Source organism: Hymenobacter tenuis, from assembly GCF_054780495.1.
This window is the reverse complement of the sequence record NZ_BAAGWF010000004.1, coordinates 438,175-460,788: the sequence shown is the minus strand read 5'-3', so window position 1 is coordinate 460,788 and position 22,614 is coordinate 438,175. Positions and strand designations below refer to the sequence as shown.

Sequence of the window (22,614 nt, the reverse complement as noted above, 5' to 3'; positions counted from 1 at the left end):
CACGCACAAGCGGCAGTAGCTCTGGGAGCTGCTGCCGCTTTTTATAGTACACGAACGGATACGCCACAGGAATGTAACACCGGAATAAAGGGTTGGCTTACCGCAGTGGGGTAGCGGCCGTGCTCTGGCGCACGAACAGCATAGCGTCATAGGCGGCGCTGAGCTGGGTGTCGTTGTAGAAATCTTCGCTACCCACGGTTTGGCCTACCAACCGGTGTGGCCGCTTGAGGTCTTTGGCCCCCAACTGGTTGGTGTTGAAATAATAGACCGGGCTGCTCACTTGTCCTAACGAGGCTTCCCAAGAGCCGGCTTTAGCCATTTCGAGGGGGTAGCTGGTCATCACGCTGGCAGGAGAAATAAAGCGCTGCGTGGTAGCCGAGAAAGTGCCGGAAGTGGTACCGGTAGCCAGCACGAAATACTGCCCGGGAAACATGCGGTCCAGGAAGCTGCCGGTGCCACCGCCGTTGTTGTCGCCAGGGGCAGCCACCGTGCGGGCTACGTGGGCATTGTGCGCCCAGATAATCACTTTATGCTGCTTTTTCCCCACCAAGAACTTGGTCATTTCGGCAAATACACTGTCGCGGGAGGAGTTGCGCTTATATACTTTAGCTTGATAAAACAGATCAAAGCGCATGCGGGCGTTTTTGGCGGCGCCGGCCAGGACTTCGCGCTGTTTGCGAGGCAGCCGGAGGCCCGGAAGGGCTTTTTCCAGCTGGTCGGCGGCCTCGTAGCCGGCCATGCCGTTGGCCAACCACTCTTTGCGGTTGAGGTGGTAGCTCGTGTCCTCAGCGTGGTACCACATGTTATCCATGTAGGCAGAATTCTTGACTAGTTGCGCGGTGAGGGTTTGTAGTTCGGGGCGCTTCGTTTTGGCCAGCCCCTGCTGAAGCAGCTGGGCGTCGGCGTTGCTGAACATGGCATCAATACCCGTTAGCTCCACCTTATTGCGCCGATGGGTGCGGTTGTGGCCCTGCATCCAGGTGAGCAGCTCAGCCATTTCCTGGTTTTGCCACATGCTCAGCATGTGCTTCTGCATCAGGGGCTTCAGATCGACTTTGGGTTGCTGCATGGCTTGGTTGAGCAGGTAGGTGTCGCCGTAGGTATTTTCCAGGCCCAGGCGGTCGAAGCCATATTCTTCCATCAGGATGCGGGTAAGCCAGAACCGCAGCTTGTAGAACTCCGAGGTGCCGTGCGTGCCCTCGCCCATGGCCACTACCTGCTTGCCGGCCATCTGCTTTACCAGTGGCTGCACAGCCGTCCGGAAGGCCTCGAAGCTCTGGGTGCTCACAGGGTTGATGATGCTGGCGTCGAGGGTGATGCGGGCCGTATCGGCGGCGGGGGTGCTGGGCTGCGCCTGGGTAGCTAGCGTAGCAGTGGTCATCAGGGCCGCAGCAAGCAGGGAGCGGAACAGGGTTTTCATATGGCGGAAGGGTAGTGAGTATCAGAGATGTGCCAGCCGTTCAGCGACTAGCAACGACACAAAGGAATGCCCTCCTGAAGCCGTAATGAAGCTTTTTTAGACCAAGCCTACCTACCATCCGACCAAACCTAGGGCTCCCATTTTTAGTCGAAAAAACACCCGGCTTGGTCGAAATAGCGGGGCTAGCCGGCACCACGCCGCCGGAAAATCAGCCAACTTGCCCTCATGCAACACGACGCTGCCGACCGGCCCAGCCGTTTTCCTCTCCTGTTCGAAATCCTGATTTGGGGTTTGTATGTGGGCATGTACAAATACGCGGTGGTAATGGGTACCGTGCTGCCGCAACCCACCGGCCGCGCCAATTTTCCGTATCCGCAGCTTATCGTTTTTGCGCTGGCCGCTACCCTCTATATCATCCCGTACTACCGTTGGCTAGTGCCTGTGCTGCTACGCCGCCGGCGCTACGCGCTACTGGGGCTGGCGTCGGTTGTGTATTTGTGGTGGGGCATTAAGCTGAACGCGGCCGTGGCCAACTGGCTGTTTCAGTGGGTGGCCAGCCCGCCTTTGCTGCAAGACTTTTACCAGCGTGGCTTTCAGGAGGCGGCGGCCCAAGTATTTGCCCTGCGCAATACCTACATCAGCTTGCTGTTCACTGACTTGCTGGCCTTCAGTTGCGTGGCTTTTGTGCGGCTGGCCTTTGAAAATGAGTACCGTCGGCGCCACCTCGAGAAAGACCACTTGGCCCTCCAACTGGAGCAGCTTAAAAGCCAGCTACAACCGCACTTCTTGTTCAACACACTCAACAGTATTTATGGCCTGAGCCTGGCGGGCTCGCCCGAAACGCCGCGCTTTATTTTGCTGCTCTCGGAGCTGATGCGCTACGTGCTCTATGATAGTGGCAAAGAGTACATTGCCTTGCCCGAGGAGGTAGCGTTTCTGGAAAACTACTTCGAGATGGAACAGCGCAAATACCCCGGCGCTCATATTCAGCTGACGGCCACTAGCCTGCCTACGGGCCTGAAGGTGCCGCCGCTGCTGCTCTTGCCACTCGTAGAGAACAGCTTTAAGCACGGCCGCCACCACTACTCCGACAATGCCAGCGTGCGTGCTACCCTGAGCAGCCAGCCCGGGCGCCTGCACTTCCTGATTGAAAACGATATGCTGCCCGAAGCGCCGGCTGCCTCTACCAAACGCAGCGGGGGCATCGGCCTCGTGAATATTCGGCAGCGCCTCCACCTCTATTACCCCGGCACCCACGAACTGCACCTCACTGAGCACGAGGGCCTCTACCGGGCCGAGCTGACGCTGCAGGTTTAATGTCGCGTGCGACCTAGTACACCCCAGCTACTACCTTATGGCGTCTCCCTGCTATCCTTCCTTGTATATGACGACTACCTCCGCGCCCGTCCGGTGCCTGATTGTGGATGATGAGCCGCTGGCCCACCAAGTGCTCACCCAGTTTATTGGCCAGACGCCGGGCCTTACGCTCACGGGAAAGTGCCGCAACGCCATGGAAGCCTATGAGCACCTCGCGCAGCAACCCGTTGATTTGCTTTTCCTGGACATCGAAATGCCCTTAATGACCGGCCTCGACTTCCTGAAAAACCTGCGCAATCCGCCCAAAACTGTCCTGACGACGGCTTACCGCGAGTACGCCTACGAGGGCTACGAGCTCGATGTGTTGGATTATCTGCTTAAGCCGTTTTCCTACGAGCGATTTATGAAAGCCATTGCCCGCTTGCCCGCGCTGCAACCCGCGCCCCCCACCGACGAAATCACGGAGAAATACCTGTTGGTGAAGGAACGCCAAGGCCTACTAAAGGTGCCACACCGCGACATTATGTATGTAGAAGGCTGCAAGGATTATGTGAAGCTAATGACGGCCAGCAAAACTTACCTGCTACATCAAACCATGAAGGAAATGGTGGAAATACTAGGCCCCAGCTACTTGCGCGTGCACCGCTCCTTTATTGTAGCGGCCACACACATCAAGCTCCTCCAGCCTGATACGGTGCAGTTGCTCGATGGTACTCTTATCCCCATCGGCAACTCCTACAAAGCCGAGCTACTAGCCTATTTCAAGAAGTAAAGCCTCGTTTTTCAAAAGGCTTCACTCCTGACTAGGGTCGCCTGCACCCCCAACCCCACTACCCAAGCAGCAGCCTGATAAGTGCTACGTGCTTTCCACTGATAATCTTTGGGGTGCCGCAACCTTCTCACCTAGCTTTCTGGTTATCTTAGAGGTTACGTACCGCATCCGGGTGGGTGCAGCGGCTAGCCTTGCTTGGGTAATGAAGTATTTGCTTGTAGTGCTTGTTTGGTGGCTGCCGTTACTGGGTTGGGCCGCCGCGCCACCCCTGGAGCCCCTCCAGATTGCGGAGCAGTTTGTGGCTCCCGGCGGCTGGGCCGATATGCGCGACTACCTCTGCTGTGAGGCAGCCGGCCAGGCCAAGCGCCAAAGCCTGGGCCAGCAGATTCCGACCACCCTACAGCGCAACTGCCAGCTGCTGCAGCAAAACCAGCGCACGGCTGTAGTAAGCGTAGAGCTGCGCGACTCCGTGAGCCGCAATGATGTGTACCTGCACTTTCGGCGCGACTCAACCACCAGCCCAACCACCTGGAAGCTGGAAGCCGTGCGCAGCTTGGCCATGACGCAGTTTGGCGCGCCCATGCTGCAGCTCCTATCCGATATGCCGCCCGCTGAAGTAGCCCGCTATAACCAGAAGCATCCCGACGCCGACCACCAGTTTATGCTTGGCAACATTCAGCTCTGGATTGGCCCCGATGCGGATATTATTCGGCATTTTGAACGCAACAAATCAAGCTTTGAGCGGGCCGTGCAGCTTATCAAAACCCGCGGCTACTTCTCTGGCACAGCTGCCAGCCCTGAACCAGACCTAAGTAAAGATACTGAACTGCAGGCCGTACTGCGCCCGCTCTATATCAGCCGCGTGACCCAGCGCAACCTGGGGTGCACCAGCTGCCTGGAGTTTGTTATTGGTGGCATGGTTGATAACGCCGTGGGCCTGCTCTACCAACCCAATATCGCAGCCGTTCCCGCCATGACGCCCGACCACGTCATCATGCTTAAGCCGCTCGGTAATGGGTGGTACTTATATAAAACTACCTGAACTCCGGGCACTACACCCAACACAAGTGCCTAAGCAGCAGGTTGAGGCAAGAAACACACCTAGTATTTCAGGGGACTTTGCAACACGTTGGGGCGGCCCAAAAGCCACCCCAACGCGTTACTACCCTCCTGCAAGTGCAGTACGCTTCATGGCTACTTTATAAAGTTAGAGGCAATAGTGAGAACAGTATTGGGGTCCAGCGGCTCATCGAAGGCCTCTGAGGCTTCGCCCGTGGTTACCCCGAATGCAGCTACTAGGTTCACGCCGGCTTGGCTTACATTTTCTTCGCCCGGATACGCACCAGCCGGGTTACCAGCGCCATACACGGGAGCCGTAGCACTCGGTGCGGGCCCGCCATTGTCGTTACCGGAAATCCAACTTTTGGGGTTGGTGTTGAGCGAGCCCGGCACCGCCTGTGGTCCGCCACGGCGTATGGTGCGAATGTGCGCCGCATGGCGTGCCTCCACCGAGTGAATGTTAAGCGCCGCTTCCAAGATGGTGTTGTTGCTAATCAGCAGCGGCGCGCCGCCTTTGTAAGCCCGTACCCCGGTATCTTCCAGTGCCTGCGCTACAGCCAGGAAGGTGCTGGCATTCGTAAACACGTCCGCAAACAGCGGGGCTCTCTTGCCGCCTTTGCTGCCCGTAAAATCAAAGGCACTAGCGCCCGGATCGGGAATGGCGGCGGTACCAAGCACGGCTTTCAGGAAATCCACGTGGTGGCGCTCGTCGGTGCGGATGGTCATAACAGAAGTGCGCTGTTGCCCGCTTAGCAACCCGGAGGCATCTAGGCCCATTTGGTAGTAGTAGTACTCCAGGTATTCGAGGCCTAGGGCAAAGTTCAGCACATACTTGATCTGCTCATTTAGGCTGCCAGATTGCGCGTAGGCTTTCTGAAACAACGACCCTAGTGCCAAGGGCACGGCCGCCACTGCCAGCTTTTTGCCGAAGCCCGCAAAATGACGAAACATGTGGCGGCGTTGGTCGAGCCGCTCGTAAACCTCGGGGTCTACGCGTTCAATTTCAGCAAGCAGGTTGAGAATATTCATGGTAGAGGTATTGACGATACAGAAGGAATAGCCAGCGGCGCTTACGAGCGGGGCAGCTTGCTGACGTTGATTTTAGAGCCGGGCTTGAGGTACTTGTTGGCCATGGCAGCTACCTGTGCCGGGCGCATCGACTTTTCTAAGCCAGTGCTGGCGTCTACTACATCGGGTCCCACAAACGAGCCGTACTGGATCAGGTCTCGAATCAGGGCGGCGTGGCGCGCTTCTACGGACACGATTTTGCCCGCCAACCCCAGAAACACCGGGTTGCTAATGAGCGGCCCGGCCCCATTATAGGCCGCTACCCCTAGGTCTTCGAACGCCTTGGCTGCCCCCAGCACGCTCGTGCGGCTCCCAAAATCGATGGAGGAGAAATCAGGCTCCAGATCTTTGATTGGCGTGCCACCGTTGGCCGCAATGCCCGCCTGCAAGAAGTTGCGGTGGATACGCTCATGCGCCTCGATATCCTTAAATGCCGACCGCTCGGCGGCTGAGGCACTGGCGTAATAACGCCCCAACAATACCTGGGCGTAAAATGCAGCCTCTAACTGCTCTAGGGCATAGGCAAAATTGAGCACGCCAAAGTCGCCACTTCCCACGTTCACCACGCGGTTATTGTCGTCTTTGCTGTCGCTGCTAGCTGCCGCCGCCAGTTCATCATCTAGGGTACTATCGCTGCAACCAGCCAGCACCAACCCAGTAAGCACCACACCGGCCCCCGTGAAGCGCAAAAACGACCGACGCTGCAGCGGCATACGTAGCCCTTCCCCTGCCTTTTCAACAGCGGATTTCTCGTCTAAAAGCTCAGACATACCTGTAGAATTTATGTTAGAAAAAATGTTACTAACCTGAGCTACGGCTGTGCTAAGCTATCTGGATTTGCCCTTATGCTAAATGGGTGCTAAGTAGTTAAAAATACGTATTTAACGCAGCGATTCATTGTATATAGTATTGACCTATAGAATTTTACCTGTACACAATTAGGCTATTCGCGAGTTCGGCATCGCGCAGCAAATCCGCCATTATTCCAGGCAAGATTCGCTACCCCCTCAAGAGTGCACAACCTAATGTATTTGCGTTGCCACTTCACGATGGTGCTACTATTTCATTTAGTGGGGCTGGGAACCTGCTACCGCCCTCGACGCCCGCACATTACGTAGCTTTGCAGCTGTTACTTTTCGCTGCATTACCTACTGTTAGTTTTTACTTGCCATGGCCCACAGCCACTTCATGCTGCATAAGCCTTTCGGCTACCTCAGCCAGTTTACCAGTGAAGCCCCCCTAGAAAAACGCAAAAAGCGGTTTTTGGGCGAGCTGCACAACTTTCCGGAAGGCACCATGGCAATCGGTAGGCTTGATGAGCACAGCGAAGGACTGTTGTTGCTAACCACCGATGGCCGGATAAGTGAGCAGGTGCGCCGCAAAACCGTAGAGAAGGAATATTATGCACAGGTAGACGGCCTCATTACCGAGGAAGCCGTGGCGCAGCTTAGCCTGGGGGTTGAAATTGGGGTGCATAATGAGCGGTACCAGACGCTGCCCTGCCGCGTACGCCGCTTAGAGGTTGCGCCCGACTTGCCCCCTAGGACCCGCAAAATTCGCGATGACCGCCATGGACCTACCAGCTGGGTATCCATTACCGTCACGGAAGGCAAATACCGGCAGGTCCGGAAGATGACGGCCGCCGCTGGATTTCCCACTTTGCGACTGGTACGCGTACGCGTGGGCTCAATCTGGCTCGGAGATTTGCAAGCTGGCGAGGTACGCGAAGTAGACGACCTATTGCCCAACACAGCACCGGAATAGAGTTTTTACTACCTATCAACATTGCAGACAAGGCATAGCCGGACACGTTAGCCCCGCTATAAGCCAGTATACCTTTCCCGTTTTGAGTCAACAGTAATTCCAAAAAACTTTCTACCTGCACCAAAGGCAAGCTCGTCTACTAAAACCCTAGGCTCAACTGACTCTTCACCTTCATGTGGCCTAGTTATATATTATAATAATTACATATTACTCCGATTTATAATTTATGCTCAAGCTTTCCTACTTAGAGTGATTTGCGTCTTTTAAACCACTCGTACTGCACATAAAAGCTGAGAACCATGGTAATAGTATGTGTTGTAAGGGGTCCGCATACTAAGAGCAATATCAATAATGTTACATAACTTCATCCAACGCAATCTTTCATTAGAATTGTTTAAGTTATTATTGAAATTATTTTATCTGTGTTTTTATATATCTACATTCAACTATCGAAAGGCAGGCACCTAGGCGCCGGCCCATTGAAAAGCAGCAGGCCATATACCGGTATATGGCCCGTTGGCTAGCCTCCAAAGTGGCCTGAAGCCAAAGCCGCCTGTCAGATGACGCCAGTGTGTACATTTTATGTGGTAATGGCATGTGCAAGGAAGAAGCAGACACTACGTTTTTGCCGCCCAGCTAACTGGGCAACCGCCTGCCTCAGGTAATCGGAGAATTTTGCTTGCTGCTACTGGCCAACGCTAGTCCGGTAACCGTGCACATGAGCCCGGCCATTCATTCCGTCTGAACAACATCAACTCCGCCCTAAACCGGTTCAGGGCAACCTGTGCCCTAGCACTACCACTCTCCTCTCGCACCAAGGGCCTACGTGCGCTGCACCTTGGTATGCTGCCTAGCAGCCTCACCGCTACGATACTTTTTCAGCACACATCTGAACAAAGCAATCATGCCCTCTACTTTTCTCACACCACGCCGGAGTGCTTCAACAGGCTACTCTAGCAACACCTTACAAACTACACGTTCCGCCCGACTTGGACGCTTTTTTGGCGCTCTGCTTGTAGGTTTGGGGCTTGCCATGAGCCCTGCCATAGCCCAGGACCCGGGTAAAGGCGGCACCCAAGCCGGGTTTGAAGTTGATGCGGATTTCAAATCCGGTTTTATCCCTGGTTTCTGGAGTAATGCCAACTACTCTCCTTCCATCACAACGCTGGGCGACGACTGGTCGAAAGGGACAACTGGAAATGCAGTTTTGCTTCAATCAGGCGGAATATCCATACCCGGCGTAACGGCTAATGGACGCAGCCTTTGGCAGGTTGATGGAAACTGGGGCAACCTCTCTCCTATTGCCGAGCAGTCTGTGTTTGCTGGGAGCTCTAACAAAAACGGTGATGCCATTGGCAGTAACCAATCGCCATACACAATAGGCACTGGTAGCGGTGGTCCACAGAAAAACGACATCACTAATACCTTCCTGCATTCGCGGGAGGTAGGGGGGAAGTTGTGGTTGTTCTTCGCGGCAGAAACCCGGTCAGTAAACGGCGCCAGCTACCTGGATTTTGAGTATAACCAAGCAGGGGCCAAAGTAATAGGCTCAAACTTGGTAGGCCAGGGCCTGGTAAACGGACGCACGGTAAATGACTTTTTACTGGTAGTAAACTACACGGGCGGGGGTAACCGGCCCATCATTGGGGTTCGGACGTGGTTGGCCAATGGCACTTGGTCGGCAGAAAAGTCTGTTTCTACGCTAGGGGCGTTCATCACGACCAATACAGCGAATGTCGGGCCGGTAGCGCCCAACAAATCATTTACCGGTGATGGTGCCTACACCAATGTAACAGGGGCGCTACAAATGGTAGAAGGAGGCATTAACATCACGGACATTGAAGGCCTTTCCACTCTAAACCAGTGCACCCCGGCGGCCACTATCACCGTCAAAACCCGCTCTTCTCCTTCGTACACTTCTGAGCTGAAGGATTTTGATATCCTGAAATTCTCCTTAACGCCTGCCGCAACAGCTACTGTAGCGGAGGTAAGCCCAGCCTGTAAAGCGGCTTCCGGGCCTACTACCTTCGCCGTAAGCGGTACCTATTCTAACGGCACCCCGCTGTGGAGTGTATCAGCAGGCGGCGAGCTCTCCAACCAACAGTATAACGTTAACGGCACTGCTACTGCCACCGTAAGCGTAACCGGAAACGGCCCAGTAACCGTCACGCTTACTACTACCAGTTCCAATGCAGCTTGCGCTTCTGCTACGGCCAGTCGGAGTCTTACCATCAATCCACTGCCTACCCTGACCACCAAACCTTTAGCAGCGTGTGAAGGCTCCACGGTAAACCTGAACTCTGGAGTTACCTCCTACACGGGCACGCTTTCTTTCTACACTGATGCCGCCCGCACAACCCTGGTGACGGATCCGACACAAGCGGCTTTGGGCGCTACGTACTACGTGAAAGCGGTAAGTGCTGATGCCTGTGAAAGCTATGCCACGATTGTAGTCACTAAGAATGCTTTGCCAAAACTTACTACCAAGCCACTCTCGGCATGCGCAGGCTTTACGGTTGATCTGAACGAGGGGGTTACTGAGTATACCGGTACGCTTTACTTCTATACCAATGCTGCCCGTACTACTTTGGTGCCGGATGCAACAAAGGCTCCTGTAGGGTTTACGTACTACGTGAAAGCAGTAAGCGCCGAAACCTGCGAAAGCTACGCTAGCATAGCAGTGGAAGAAAAAACCAAGCCCGGCCGCCCTGCGGTGCAAGTAATAGAGCCTAGCTTGTGCGGATCTGCTACCGCTACAGTGCGCGTGGTTGGGTCAATTCTTGATGCTACCTACACGCTCACCAATGGCTCTGTATCCACTGAAAAAACGGGAACTGGGGGCAACCTAGATTTCGGAGGCTTAGCTGCCGGATCTGGATTCAGCATCATTGTCACGACGGTAGATGGGTGCGTGTCTGCTGCCACGGATTGCGAGAACTACAATACGGCAGATGCGGCTCCTACCACTAAAAGCTCGCAGCTATTAGGGGCACCGGAGCAGCGCAGCATCGAGTCAGAGGCCTATCCTAACCCCACGGGCTCTGATGCTACTATTAACTTCTCGGCTCCCAAAAGCGGGCGTGTTTCCGTGAGTGTGTACAACTCCATGGGCGTGCAGGTAGCCTCCCTGTTTGATGGCATGGTGCAGGCCGGCGAAAGCAAGTCAGTGGTGTTTAAAGGTGCCTCGTTGCCTTCTGGTACCTACTACTACCGCGTAACTACTAACGGCAAAACCAAAACCAGCCGAATCAGCCTTTCGAAATAAACCCTAGGCCCGGTGTAGGCACAAAAGGTCCACCCAAGTTGGGTGGGCCTTTTGTGCCTACACCAGCGGCTGGTGGCTACAGCGAGTCGGCCAGCATATGTTTGGCTTTTCGCGAAGCGCAATTTTCTGGTTTTACGGCTGCCTGGCAGGTATTTGAGCAGGTATAGCACCTAGTGCATATACTCTGTGCTATTGCTGTGAGAATAAGAAGTAACTTTACGCTACTATTATGCCGCAGCCCCCCGCCGGCAACTTTGCCCGGCCCGGCTCCCTCCCTGTTTGCTGGTTGGGCTACCCTGGTAGCAACGGGTAGTTATTCGTGCAAATCTGCCTGATACCAGCTTTACTGATATTACTATATATTCTATTGTAATTATGAACCTTAGCCTATCCGATTTCGTCTAAAATTAACCACCTGTCTTAACATCGCCGACCTCGCTTTTCGGAGCGACATAACTGACTAATACAACACATGGGTAGATCACAAGCCACCTTCGGCAAGAGGGAAAACGAAAAAAAGCGCCTAAAGAAACGTCAGGATAAAGAAGAGAAGAAAGAAGAGCGTCAGGCCAATGCCAAGAAAGGGCAGAGCCTCGACGATATGCTGGCGTACGTAGATGAGAACGGCAACATTTCCGCTTCTCCGCCGGATCCGAAGAAGAAGAAAGAAATCAAGACGGAAGATATCCGGATTGGCGCGCTGAAGCAGGAGGACATGGAGCCAACTGACCCCATCCGGAAGGGCGTGGTTACGTTCTTCAACGACTCGAAAGGATACGGCTTTATCAAGGACTCAGTAACTCAGGAAAGCATCTTTGTGCATGCTAATGGGCTAGTGAATCAGATTAAAGAAAACGATAAAGTAAGCTTCGAAGTAGAAATGGGTCCTAAAGGCCCTAGTGCTTTCGGAGTAAAGCTGGATACCCCAGTATAAAGTACCAGAGGCACTAGGCCTTCAAGCGGCTGCAGCTCCCCAGGAGTTGCAGCCGCTCTGCGTTACTAGCACTCCCAGAAGCGTTAGAGCAGCAGCACATCAATGCGGTGGGCATGTACCATTTGCAGTGCCACCGACCAGGCAAAGACGGTGAAAAAGCCATCCTGCGAAGCTACCAGAGCCAGGGAATCGCGCTGATCAAACACAAACTGAGCGGCGGCCAAGTGGCGGGTGCCGCCGTTCTGGGCTGGGTGTAGGTAGCGCGCCGGGCTGTCAATAACAGGTTCTGTGAGCACCATTTTGTCGACGGGCTGGCTCCACTTGGCGCGCGCTACTTTGGCTCCGAAGGCCAGCAGGTGGTAGTCGCGGGTGATGATGGTGGCCCCATCGACGGCCGTGAAGCCACCCACAATGCCAATGTTGCGCTGAATTTCCTCCAGCCACTTCCGCTTTGATTGGCCTTGCTGCACCTCCGCAATGCCCATGTACGCCGGCGTTACCGGATACGTCATGGGCTGCACAATGGACTCTTGCCACAGCGTAGAAGCCGAGGGTACTACCAGTACCAGCCCGCCCCGGCCGTGGGCCCGCATAACCGCCGCCAGCTCCACCAGTACGTTGTCGGTTTCATTGGCGCTTGTGTTCTGATCGTGGCCGGGCAGAAACTTTTGCAGGGCCGGGCAATCATCTACGGCAATGTTTTCGGCGTCTACGAGCTGGAGCTGGTCGCCGCGCAGGATGGCCACGTTCACAAACTTACCGAAGCCATCGGTGCGGCGGTGCTTTACCACTAGCAGGCCCGGCTCCACTACTTCCAGCACAAAGCTCAGGGGCGGAATTTCGGTGGCCGTGCCCCAGACATACAGCCCTTCGGCATCGTACCACACGCCCAAATGAATACCGGGCTGCTCTACGGCCGGAGCTAGCTTCAGCAGGTTATACGGCGTGAGGCGGCGCTGCCCGAACACTACCGGCTGGCCCGCCTGTGCGGGCTGCAACAGGGCCAATGAAATTTTGGGCGGGTGGCCTTCTTCGCGCCGCAGGCTGGCCCAGAAGGCTACATCAATAATGGCCTCAACCCACTGCGCGGGCGGCGGGGGCGCCAGCTGGGCTACATCCGTAGGGTTAGCGCCGGCGCGGTGCCTAGCAAAGTGAGCTTCAATCATGGGGGCCACCACGCGGGCAGCCAGGTAAGTAGGTTCAGAAAGCATACTGGGTACGTGCAATGCCTTGGCGGCAGCAAGCTACGCGAAGCGCAACCCACTACCTAGCCTGCCCAAGTAGCGCCGGGCAGGCAAAACCGGGCGGGCTCTACTCAACAGCGCCGGGCGCTTTCTGTTACCGGAGGCCCGAAACCGGGTAGCTGACTCTAGCCTGTGCCCGCGGCCCAACCGGTTACTGCCCGTGTCGTTTTTGCCACATCCGGAGCGCCACCTGAAACACCATAATAGCCCCAACGGCCACTACTGCCAGCGTCAACTTTACCGGCATGGTCAGTACCAGCGTGCCCGGCGCGGCGGTTGGAGTTTGCAGGAATCCTAGGGAGAGAATCAAGAGCCGAAACGACCAGCCTTCCAGGTAGATAAACACCAGCGTGTACAGGACAAACAGGCCTATGATGTGGCGGCGGCTTCTGATGTAGGCCGCCGACAAAATCATACTCAGGGTATACAGCCCCAGCCCAATCAGGATGCCACCGGCGCCACCCGCCGCTAGAAACGCGTACTTATCTTCGCGCTGGCCGGCCAGAGCCAGCACCGGCCATACCAGGGCACAGCTTGTGGCAATACCTCTTGTCAGATGATGCTTCATGGCTTACCGATAAAAAAGGCTCCAAGCCTCAGAAAGCAGCTCAGAACCTTTTTCTTTACTCCACTAGGTCGGCAAATCAGCGAAGGCCGAAACCATGAATGCTTCCGCCTCCGCTGCTATTCAGGTGCGCTGCTAGGCGCTGTTGCGTTTTTGATCTGGGTAGAAAGTGATACTGAATACTGGAAGGCGATTTGTGCTAAATGGAGCCGCCATCCAATGAGCTGAGGTTTTGTTCGGCAGCAGTGGCATCAGGGGCCGGTGGTGTGGCGGGCGTGCTGATGCGGCGCTTACCCAAGTAGCTGAGGCCAGCCGCCAGCAAGGCGGCGCCGCCCAGCACCTTTTGCGTGGTGGTCAGGCGGTTGAGGCCGGTGCCTTTGCCCAGCTTTTTAAGCGACTTGGCGGCCCCTCCAAACAAGCTTGTCTTGCCGGCTTTCTTGTTCTTGTTTTTATTCTTTTTCATGATGCATTCTATGTAAGAAGAGAAATTCGTTTGAGCCAAAAAGAGCCCGCCCCCCACGTGAGGTTTGCGGCTTAGCGTGGCCTAGTAATAGCAACTGTGGGGTATTGGTTAACCAAAGTCATCGATGTCGTCAGCTGTTTTTTTCGTGGCACTGCTGTGCCCCTTACCAGTTTTGGTGCTCTTGTGGCTTTTCGGGGAGGTAGTAGGCCGGGGGGCAGCGGCAACAACCTCCTCCGTAGCGAAGGTAGTGTTGGCTTCCGGAAGCCTGGCCCAATCGGCTTTGGGTGCGTGGTGGGGGGTAGCGTCTGGCTTCCCTTTGCGCTGATCTAGGTAGATAAGGCCGGCCGCTGCCAACACCAAGCCACCTACCAGCTTCTGCCCCGTGCTTAGCTTGGCAATTTCATTGGTAACCTTCCGAAACTTCTTGATCGAGAGCACCGCCGCATCCAGCACATCGTCCGGTACGGCAGCTGCCACCTGTTTTGCGTGCTTTTTCTTTTTGTGCTTGCCCATAGAAGTATAGAGTAAGGGCGGCGGAAGCCCGACGCCCACCTGTGGTACCTGAACTTCAGCTTGCTTGCCTACTAGGGTATTCGCAGAGTAGAACCCGAAGGTTTCCGTAAGAACATAATAGTCAGGCTACTGTAGCGCTTCAGCAAAGCCCGTTTCGCTGGCTCAACTGCATGACTACGCTCCGGTTCGCGCCAACGGAGCCGGGTCCGCAGAAATCCGTTCCCGCCGGTGTACCTTTCTGCCATACCTTCTATCTCCTGTTATTCGGCTTATGAAATCAGTTATATCTCTGCTGCTCGCTATGGTGTTTGCCGCAACCGGCTTCGCCCAAACCAAACCGGCCGATTTGCTGCTTATCGGGACTTTTCACTTTGATAATCCGGGCCTCGATATATCCAAAATTAATACGCTGGATGTACTCTCGCCGAAGGTGCAAACGGAGCTGGAAATCATCAGCGGCCGCATAGCTGCCTTTCAGCCCGACAAGGTGTTTGTGGAGTGGCCCGCCGACGACCAAAAGGGCCTGGACGAGCTGTACAAAGCCTATCTGGGCTCCGACTATACTGGCTACGTGAAAGCTAACTTTCCGAAGCACGCCAATGGCTTCTATGCCCGCAACGAAATCATTCAGCTGGCGTTCCGAGCGGCCAAGAAAGCTGGTCTGGCCAGCGTGTACGCCCTCGATTACAAGAAAACCCAGTTCCCCTACGACAGCGTGATGCTGGCCATGCAAAGCGCCCACCAAAACGCCCTGATGCAGCAAGTGCAGGCTCACATAAAAACCTACGAGGACAACATGAACAAGAAGCTGGCTACCTATTCCCTGACCCAGCTTCTGCTCGACGAAAACACCAAAGCCAACCTCGATTTCAACAAGGGCTTCTACCTCGATAAGATTAACCGAGCCGGCACCACTACCAATTTCAACGGGGCTTTCCTAGTTTCGGAGTGGTACCGCCGCAACCTCTATATGTACTCCATCCTGCAGAAAACCGTGGCCCCCACCGACGATAAAGTCATGGTGCTGGTTGGCTCAGGCCACGCCGCCATGATGCGCGAATTTCTCTCCTCTGACAGTGCCTTTCGCCTGAAAGAGTTGAAAGACGTGCTCAAGAAGTAACCAGCACCTATGCCCTGGCCAAACGTTGAGCCAAGGCAACAGCACAGCGGCTCCATGCTAGTACTGCCAGGCTTGGCTTGCTACTCCCGGTCGAAGTTGGCGCGCTTATTCAGGGCCGCAAGCCGCACGGTTTCGCTTATGCGTCGGGCCCGGGTTTCGGGCTGTTTGGCCCCTAGCACCCAGGTCAGAATCATTTTGCGCGCCGAAGGCGAGAATGCCGCAAAGTACCGAGCAGCCGTGGTATCAGCAGCAAAGGCCGCCGCCAAGTCGGTGGGTATGGTGCCGGCTTCAGCAGCATCGAGGCTTTCCCAGGCGCCGTTTTGCTTGGCCCTTGCAATGGCAGCCAGCCCGGCGGGCATCAGCTGGGCGGCTTGCGCCAGGCGCTCCAGCCGCTCTTTGTTCACTTTGCTCCAGCCGCTTTTGGGTTTGCGGGGCGTGAAGAGCAGCTGCGTCCGGTCGGCGTCGAGCTTCCGCGGGTGCGAGTCAATCCAACCAAAGCAGAGCGCTTCTTCCACTGCCTCGGCATAGGTTACGCTGGGTTGGCCGCTGGCTTTTTTGAAATACACCAGCCACACCCCAGGGCTGCTGGTGTGGTGCGTAGTCAGCCACTGCCGCCACTCGGCGCGGCTGGCGGGCTGGGTTTGCGCATAGGCAGCAGTGCGCGACATAGGATTTGAGCTGAGGTAGAGGCTAGTGCAAGGCAGGGCTAGTTACAAAAAGATATCCTACGGCGCACTTCCGGCAGGTACTTGGTAACCAAGGCTTCCTGCATCGGCACGCACCCTGACGCAGGGGTTTAGGCTTACGCAGGGGGTAGCAGACGGGCGTGCTGGAATGATGTAGCACAGCTGTTAGCTGGTCTCGTAGGGTAAGACTACTACTAGCCCCCATACATGCGCCGCTGTACGCGAGTTGAAATAACACGGCCTGAACACTACTTTAGAGACTCCGGTTGAGCTTGCCGGAGTTACATTATCTTGATTTTTATGGCCTTGCTAGTGCGTATCTGTTTACTGTGGGTGGTGTTTGGGGTAAGTTTGCCGATGCGGCTATATGGGCAAACCCAGCCCATTCAGGTAGAAACCAACCTGGGCGTGGAGCTGGTTAACGCGCTGATGGTGCAGATTTCGCCGGAGTTCCTGCCAGATTCGGCGGCCAACCCACAGCTGTTCCGCACCACGCGCCTAATGCGGGTGAGCTACACCTACTTCGCGCCGTTTCGCCAGCATATGGCCGTAGTGCGCACTCGCCAGCTCACCGATAAGCTAGGCACCGGCGTCTATCTGCTGCCGCTCTTCTATTCAGGCTTTCCGAAGCCGGTACGCCACACGGCCGTTTCGCCTCCTTTGCTCGAAGCCATTCATCCGCACCCCGACTCGGCCGCCCGCCTGGCCGATGAGTACATGCAGGTGCTTGGCAAGTTTTACCGCGAGGCCCAGTTTGCCCGGTTCCAGCGCACCCACCGGAGCACCTATAACCTGGCCTTGGCGGAAGTACGCCGCAACCTGCCCGCTGCCAACTTTATCCCCACCATGGAGCGGTACTACGGCGCGCGCAATGCCGGCTACCACATCATCATCAACCCGTTTTTTAAAGCCCAATGGGGCATGGCCTGGCAGGTGTCCACCGCCGCCGGGCCGGTATCCTACCAAATTGCTGCTCCCTTTCAGGAGCAGGTGCTCCAGCGGGGGCGCACCCGTGCCGCTGGCTTCGATAATGCCGAAGCGGTGCGCAACCTGTCGGTGCACGAGTTTGGCCACACCTTCATCAACCCCCTCACGGCCCAGCCTGACCTGGCCCGTACCATTGAGGCTCATAAGGCGTTGTTCCGGCCTATTCCTGGCATGGGGCAGTACAGCGACTGGGAAACCTCCTTTAACGAGCACCTAGTACGAGCAGGCGAAGTGCGCCTGGCACTAGCCCTGGGCCGGCCCGAAGTCAGTGCCCAACTCCGCACGGAGTACCGAGACTGGATGTACCTGCCGTTTTTCGAGCAGCAGTTACAGCTCTACGAAGCCAACCGCACCCGCTACCCTACCCTGGCGTCCTTTCTGCCCGAGCTAATTAGTGCACTGCCCCGGCTTACCCCGTAAGTGAGGCCTAGCCGCTACCTCCAACGCCTGAAAGCGCCGGTAGCTGCCCTCTTTCAGCTGCTGCCATTTTGCTTGCCCCAGAGGGGTAGCAAGGGGTAGTGGAGAAAGGCATTTATAGCAACTGTGGAGCGGCCAATGGTATCAAACATGCCCTCAGTATAGCCTTGCCAGTTAGAATACGCCTGGGGCTCCTGGCGAAACACGCCTAGCCTGCCTGGCACAGGGTAGCTTATGCTACAGACTATCTGCAAAGCAACTCTTACAAGCTAGTTCCTCTCCTCAGCTGAGCAAGGGTTAGGGTGATTGACACGCATTGCACATCCTTCAGCATCCGGCTCTAAACTTGTTCTATCCCTATCCGCCACGCCTAGCCCCCTCTCAGTGGCAGTAGGCGAACTAGTGCTTGTTCAACGCTACCCACGCTAGGCCGCCTCCCGGCAAACCCCTACTTTGCACTCCCTTGTGCCTTTGCTATCCTATTCAATGTCTTCTGTATCCTTCCGGGCTTTTCTCTGTGGACTTATTCTACTGCTGACCACCCGTACCGCTCACGCCCAAACTCCGCTGCCCGAAGCAGAGCTTACCACCTTCTACGACCAGCTCAACGCCTACCGCACCGCGCGGTACCAACCGCTGCCGGACCTAGAGGCCCTGCACCTGCCCTCCACCTTCTCGGGTGCCGACCTTAAAGCCCTGCGCCTGACGGACCGCCACATCGTGCGGGTTGACTTAGTGTACACGGCCTTCCGCCTGAACCCCACCTTCAATCAGCGCCAGCTCAACCTCAGCCGCATCCGCAACCTAGCGGCGGGCGTACCGGGCCTGCTGCAAGATGAGTCCGTGACCTGGACGCTGGTGGAGCAAACCGGCTGCAACAGCCCCACTGAGTGCCAGCCATTTTTCCACGGGTTTGTGGTGTATGTGGCCCGGCATGCCACCGCCGCTACCAGCCGCGCCGACCTCGACAGCCTCACGCGTAAGCTGCGCATCCTGGAAAAGAAGCGCCCCAAAGCCGCTAAGAAATCCCCCGGCAAAAAGGTGGCCTGCAACCTGCCCGCCAGCCGCTTCAGCAACCGCCAGATGGCCCGCAGCCTGCGACGCCTCTACCACTGTCCCCAGCGCGACGCCCAGATAGTGAAGTTCGAGCTGACGGTAGCCGCCGATGGCAACATCCAGACGGTAAAGGTTCTGCCTACTGCTAGGCCCCTGTGCACCACGGAGCTGGAAGATGCCATCCGGAAAAGCGTGGCGTTCCACTCTGGTTTCCCAGTGGCGGGCAAGATGTTCCCGTTTAGTGCCAAAGGCGCAATCCGGCTGCCTATTGGGCCTTTGCAGCTGCTGGGCGAAGCGGACATGGGCTTTACCACCTTTGCCCTCCCCGATTCGGCGGCCCGGCTCTACCGGGTGTTCCTGAAACACAAGAACAAGCAACACAAAAACGACTACTGCGAAGCCCGCATCACGAAAGCCGGCGAGCTGCTGGCCGCTTCCGATACCGCCGCCGTAGAGCTGCCTCTGCCGCCCGATGCCAACGTGGTAACCCGCGTGATGCAGCGCCACCCCGAGTGGAGTAAGGAAGTAGTAGTAACCGACGCCACCGGCAGCATGTTCCCCTACACCTACGACCTGCTGGCCTGGCTGCAGCTCAGCGCCCTCGAAGACGAGAAAACCTTCGTGTTCTTCAACGATGGCAACGACCAGCCCGACAAAGACAAGCGCGTGGGCAAAACCGGCGGACTCTTTCACGTAACCACCAGCAGCTACGAGGCCATCAAGAACAAGCTCATTGAAACCATGAAGGCCGGCGGGGGCGGCGACGCACCCGAAAACGACGCCGAAGCTCTGCTCTACGCCCAGCAGCTCACTGGCCCCGACTCCGCCCCCACGGACCTCATCCTGATTGCCGACAACTACACCTTCCCCCGCGACGCCAAGCTCCTCAAAAACACCACGGCCCACGTCCGCATCATCCTCTGCGGCGTCCGCGACTACATCAACCCGCGCTACCTCGCCCTGGCCCGCAAGCACGGCTTCTCCCTGCACACCATCGAGGGCGACATCGAAGACCTAAGTAAGCTGCTGGAAGGCGAAATCATCACCATCCAGGGCCAGCAATACCAAGTGACCAAAGATGGGTTTAAATTGGTGCAGAAAACGTAAGATTAACGGCTACATGTAAGTAAATTTAATAAAAATACAGCATAAATGCATAACCATTTCACAAGCAAAAAATAGCTAAATAACATCACTTAATCCGAGACAAAAAAATCACGCAACTACGATAACTTGCACACACTCACTATAAACACAAATCAAAATTAAAATTTTATATAAATGAACAGTTCACGAAAGATAGAGCCAGAAAATCACAGAAAAGACATTATAGCAGGCGCATTACTTTTCATAGCAATAGTAGCAATATGGTATTTCTCGTGGATATTGATCGACAAATACATTTTATCTGACACCCCCTCTGTAAGCAACGCTGTTGTTCAAGGCGTTTTCGGAGACAAGTTTGGCGCTATTAATGCACTCTTTTCTGGCCTCGCCTTCGCGGGCATAATTTTCACTATACTTCTTCAAAAGAGAGAACTTTCACTCCAGAGAGAAGAATTGCAAGAAACTAGGGAAGAATTTATCCAACAAAACGAAACACTAAAAAAACAGCGTTTTGAAAATACTTTTTTTCAATTATTGCAGTTACACATCGACATCGTTGACAAACTTAAAATTACAGCCGTAGACGGAAATACTTATGAAAATAGAGAATTTTTCATTGGAGCTATTAAAGACTTGAAATACAAAAGCGACTACGGATACTTTAAATATTCAGCACTAATCAAACTAGACGCTTCTGAAATATCAGTTTTCAAAAGCAATAGAACTCTCAGCCATAGTTTTTTTCAAAAACTAGATAAAGAAGAAATAAAGAATTTACAAGCATTAGACAATGCACAAATCGAACATTTTATAAGTGAACCAATAACTGACAAAGAAATTATCATAAGGAAAGAATATGAAAATTTTTATCATAAAGTACAATATAACTTAGGACACTACTTCAGAAATTTGTATCATATATATAAGTATGTACACACCACCACTTTAATAGAGGAGAAAGAAAAGCAATTTTATTGCAACATCGTTAGAGCACAACTGTCTACTGACGAATTAGTGTTGATATTTTATAACTCGCTTACGCCAACTCAGTATTTTTCAGAAACACCAAACTTAGGATATCCCAATTTCAAATATTTGATAGATAAGTATGATGTGCTACAAAACATGAATGATAGATTACTGCTAGACAAAGCGCATATGACCATTTTTAATAATAATAAAATTTCAACTGAACCAGAAGCATTAAAAAACAGATCATGAACTATAGAGACCCAAGACCAGACATACAAAGAATTGAGGAACTAGTTACTGGTGTCAAGAACGGAGATATACGTTTGCCCAAGTTTCAACGTCCTTTCGTTTGGAAGAGAAAAGAAGTCCTTAGGCTTATGGATAGCATTTATAATGGGTATCCTGTGGGCAGTATATTACTTTGGTATACTTCTGAGAAACTAGCGAGTGAAAGAGCAATTGGAGACTTAGAAATTTCAAATGATGAAGTCTATTATCCAACTAACTATATACTGGACGGCCAGCAGAGACTATCAAGCCTCTGCGGTGCGCTCTATTGGAGCGGAACAGATATTAATAGCATTTGGAATGTGGCTTTTGACCTCGATAAGGAAGAATTTATTCATCCTAAAGACGAACTTAGAATCGAATACTTTCCATTAAATAAGCTACTTAACACAAGCGATTTTATTAATCAATGCAAATCATTTGAAGCACATCCAAAGCGCGATAAATTTTATAAAAATGCCGAGAATCTCTTAAGATCTATAAAGGATTATAAAATTGCTGTAGTTAGAATTGGCGATATTACTATACACGAAGTTGCACCAATTTTTGAAAGGATAAACAGCACGGGAAGAAAATTAACCATTGTCGATTTAATGAGAGCAGCAACATGGAAGGGCGGCTTTGACTTGAATGATGCAATTAACACAGTAAAAAACACATGTGAAGCGCTCGATTATTATGACATCCCTGACAACCATATATTAAGAAATATATCTTCCTGTGCTGGATTAGGAATTAATAGAGAAGATATAGACAAACTTAGATTAAAATCTTCAAATGAACTTGAAAATGCATCTAAACGTTGTGCAGAGGCTTACTCTAAATCCATAAAATTCCTCAAGAGCAAACTACCTTTACCCACATATTCTTATTTGCCTTACGGGTTACAATTGACTTTTTTGGTGGAGTTTTTTAATATTCAACAAAAACCTTCACTCTATCAAGAAGAAGAAATAGTTAAATGGTTTTGGACATCTGCCTTCTCAAGACACTTCGGAACATCAAATACCGGCCAAAATGCGCGGGACTTAGACAACATTAGATCATTTGCTAAAGGCACATTAAAATATATACCTATTGAGAGAGAAGTGATTTTAGACAGGCTCTTATACGATGACTTCAAGTTGAATATAGCTAATAGCAAAACATTCGCTTTGTTATTAGCCAGCAAAAATCCAAGAAGCTTGACAACTGGCATTCAGGTTGATTTATCCGAAATTTTATCTGTTGTTAACAGACATGAATTTCATCACATTATACCTCCTCAGCTATTTCCGGAATACAACCTAAACATATGTATAAACATTTGCATTCTGAATAAAAAAGAGGCAGCACCTTTGTTTAACCAGAGACCAGCAAATTATTTTAATAATATTATAAATAAATTTCCAGAAGAACTAAATGAGATTCTTGATTCTAATTTCATTAACTCTGAATGCATAGAGGCATTACTACAAAACGATATTGATAGATTTTTTAGTACAAGGAAAGAAGTTTTTAAAAAAGAAGTTGAAAATTTAATCGGAAGAAAAATAAATCCAAGTACTGGAACAAGGCTTGAAGCAGACGATGAGGATGATGATATAGATCTATAATT

General features: G+C 53.3%; 19 protein-coding genes. 11 read left to right on the top strand and 8 right to left on the bottom strand.

What is annotated here, in order from left to right:
• Positions 1-97 precede the first annotated feature (97 nt).
• Positions 98-1,420, bottom strand: coding sequence for an erythromycin esterase family protein (locus ACYVGU_RS15415; RefSeq protein WP_460622785.1), 1,323 nt, complete (start codon positions 1,418-1,420; stop codon positions 98-100).
• Between the two features lie 225 nt (positions 1,421-1,645).
• Here ACYVGU_RS15415 and ACYVGU_RS15410 point away from each other — a divergent pair, with 225 nt between their 5' ends.
• The 3 genes from ACYVGU_RS15410 (at position 1,646) to ACYVGU_RS15400 (ending at position 4,551) form a co-directional block, all read left to right on the top strand.
• Complete coding sequence (locus ACYVGU_RS15410; protein WP_460622784.1) at positions 1,646-2,737, top strand: sensor histidine kinase; 1,092 nt, start codon at positions 1,646-1,648, stop codon at positions 2,735-2,737.
• A 67-nt stretch (positions 2,738-2,804) separates the two neighbouring features.
• The gene (locus ACYVGU_RS15405; protein ID WP_460622783.1) at positions 2,805-3,509 is read left to right on the top strand and encodes a LytR/AlgR family response regulator transcription factor; all 705 of its coding nucleotides are present in this window, start codon (positions 2,805-2,807) and stop codon (positions 3,507-3,509) included.
• Between the two features lie 202 nt (positions 3,510-3,711).
• Entirely contained in the window at positions 3,712-4,551 is an 840-nt protein-coding gene (locus tag ACYVGU_RS15400; protein ID WP_460622782.1) for a hypothetical protein, read from the top strand.
• A 152-nt stretch (positions 4,552-4,703) separates the two neighbouring features.
• Here the strand turns inward: ACYVGU_RS15400 and ACYVGU_RS15395 are convergent, their stop codons facing one another.
• A complete protein-coding gene (locus ACYVGU_RS15395) occupies positions 4,704-5,597 on the bottom strand; it encodes a ferritin-like domain-containing protein (RefSeq protein WP_460622781.1) in 894 nt (297 codons plus the stop codon).
• A gap of 41 nt (positions 5,598-5,638) precedes the next feature.
• Positions 5,639-6,406, bottom strand: a complete 768-nt coding sequence (locus ACYVGU_RS15390) for a ferritin-like domain-containing protein (protein WP_460622780.1) — start codon at positions 6,404-6,406, stop codon at positions 5,639-5,641.
• A gap of 400 nt (positions 6,407-6,806) precedes the next feature.
• Here ACYVGU_RS15390 and ACYVGU_RS15385 point away from each other — a divergent pair, with 400 nt between their 5' ends.
• The 3 genes from ACYVGU_RS15385 (at position 6,807) to ACYVGU_RS15375 (ending at position 11,599) form a co-directional block, all read left to right on the top strand.
• Positions 6,807-7,400, top strand: coding sequence for a pseudouridine synthase family protein (locus ACYVGU_RS15385; protein ID WP_460622779.1), 594 nt, complete (start codon positions 6,807-6,809; stop codon positions 7,398-7,400).
• A 1,033-nt stretch (positions 7,401-8,433) separates the two neighbouring features.
• Positions 8,434-10,665: a T9SS type A sorting domain-containing protein gene (locus ACYVGU_RS15380; protein ID WP_460622778.1), complete on the top strand. Its 2,232-nt coding sequence runs from the start codon at positions 8,434-8,436 to the stop codon at positions 10,663-10,665.
• A gap of 472 nt (positions 10,666-11,137) precedes the next feature.
• Positions 11,138-11,599: a cold-shock protein gene (locus ACYVGU_RS15375; protein ID WP_460613529.1), complete on the top strand. Its 462-nt coding sequence runs from the start codon at positions 11,138-11,140 to the stop codon at positions 11,597-11,599.
• An 83-nt stretch (positions 11,600-11,682) separates the two neighbouring features.
• On the opposite strand, the gene ACYVGU_RS15370 is transcribed toward ACYVGU_RS15375, so the two are convergent.
• The 4 genes from ACYVGU_RS15370 to ACYVGU_RS15355 form a co-directional block, all read right to left on the bottom strand.
• The gene (locus tag ACYVGU_RS15370) at positions 11,683-12,810 is read right to left on the bottom strand and encodes a putative sensor domain DACNV-containing protein (RefSeq protein WP_460613527.1); all 1,128 of its coding nucleotides are present in this window, start codon (positions 12,808-12,810) and stop codon (positions 11,683-11,685) included.
• Positions 12,811-12,994: 184 nt separating this feature from the next.
• Positions 12,995-13,411 carry a hypothetical protein gene (locus ACYVGU_RS15365; protein ID WP_460622777.1) on the bottom strand — a complete coding sequence of 139 codons (417 nt, stop codon included), beginning with the start codon at positions 13,409-13,411 and terminating at the stop codon, positions 12,995-12,997.
• Positions 13,412-13,607: 196 nt separating this feature from the next.
• Positions 13,608-13,871, bottom strand: a complete 264-nt coding sequence (locus ACYVGU_RS15360; protein WP_460622776.1) for a hypothetical protein — start codon at positions 13,869-13,871, stop codon at positions 13,608-13,610.
• Positions 13,872-13,979: 108 nt separating this feature from the next.
• Entirely contained in the window at positions 13,980-14,384 is a 405-nt protein-coding gene (locus ACYVGU_RS15355) for a hypothetical protein (protein ID WP_460622775.1), read from the bottom strand.
• Between the two features lie 271 nt (positions 14,385-14,655).
• Here ACYVGU_RS15355 and ACYVGU_RS15350 point away from each other — a divergent pair, with 271 nt between their 5' ends.
• Positions 14,656-15,504, top strand: a complete 849-nt coding sequence (locus ACYVGU_RS15350; RefSeq protein WP_460622774.1) for a DUF5694 domain-containing protein — start codon at positions 14,656-14,658, stop codon at positions 15,502-15,504.
• Between the two features lie 80 nt (positions 15,505-15,584).
• Here ACYVGU_RS15350 and ACYVGU_RS15345 read toward each other — a convergent pair whose 3' ends face one another.
• Positions 15,585-16,172: a YdeI/OmpD-associated family protein gene (locus ACYVGU_RS15345; protein ID WP_460622773.1), complete on the bottom strand. Its 588-nt coding sequence runs from the start codon at positions 16,170-16,172 to the stop codon at positions 15,585-15,587.
• Between the two features lie 318 nt (positions 16,173-16,490).
• Between ACYVGU_RS15345 and ACYVGU_RS15340 the strand changes: the two genes are divergently transcribed.
• The 4 genes from ACYVGU_RS15340 (at position 16,491) to ACYVGU_RS15325 (ending at position 22,612) form a co-directional block, all read left to right on the top strand.
• Complete coding sequence (locus tag ACYVGU_RS15340) at positions 16,491-17,597, top strand: DUF4932 domain-containing protein (RefSeq protein WP_460622772.1); 1,107 nt, start codon at positions 16,491-16,493, stop codon at positions 17,595-17,597.
• 483 nt (positions 17,598-18,080) lie between these two features.
• Positions 18,081-19,757, top strand: a complete 1,677-nt coding sequence (locus ACYVGU_RS15335) for a vWA domain-containing protein (protein WP_460622771.1) — start codon at positions 18,081-18,083, stop codon at positions 19,755-19,757.
• A gap of 174 nt (positions 19,758-19,931) precedes the next feature.
• Positions 19,932-20,978 (top strand): putative phage abortive infection protein, encoded by a 1,047-nt coding sequence (locus tag ACYVGU_RS15330; RefSeq protein ID WP_460622770.1) that lies wholly within the window; start codon positions 19,932-19,934, stop codon positions 20,976-20,978.
• The gene (locus ACYVGU_RS15325) at positions 20,975-22,612 is read left to right on the top strand and encodes a GmrSD restriction endonuclease domain-containing protein (protein ID WP_460622769.1); all 1,638 of its coding nucleotides are present in this window, start codon (positions 20,975-20,977) and stop codon (positions 22,610-22,612) included. Before ACYVGU_RS15330 ends, ACYVGU_RS15325 begins: the two co-directional genes overlap by 4 nt.
• Positions 22,613-22,614 lie beyond the last annotated feature (2 nt).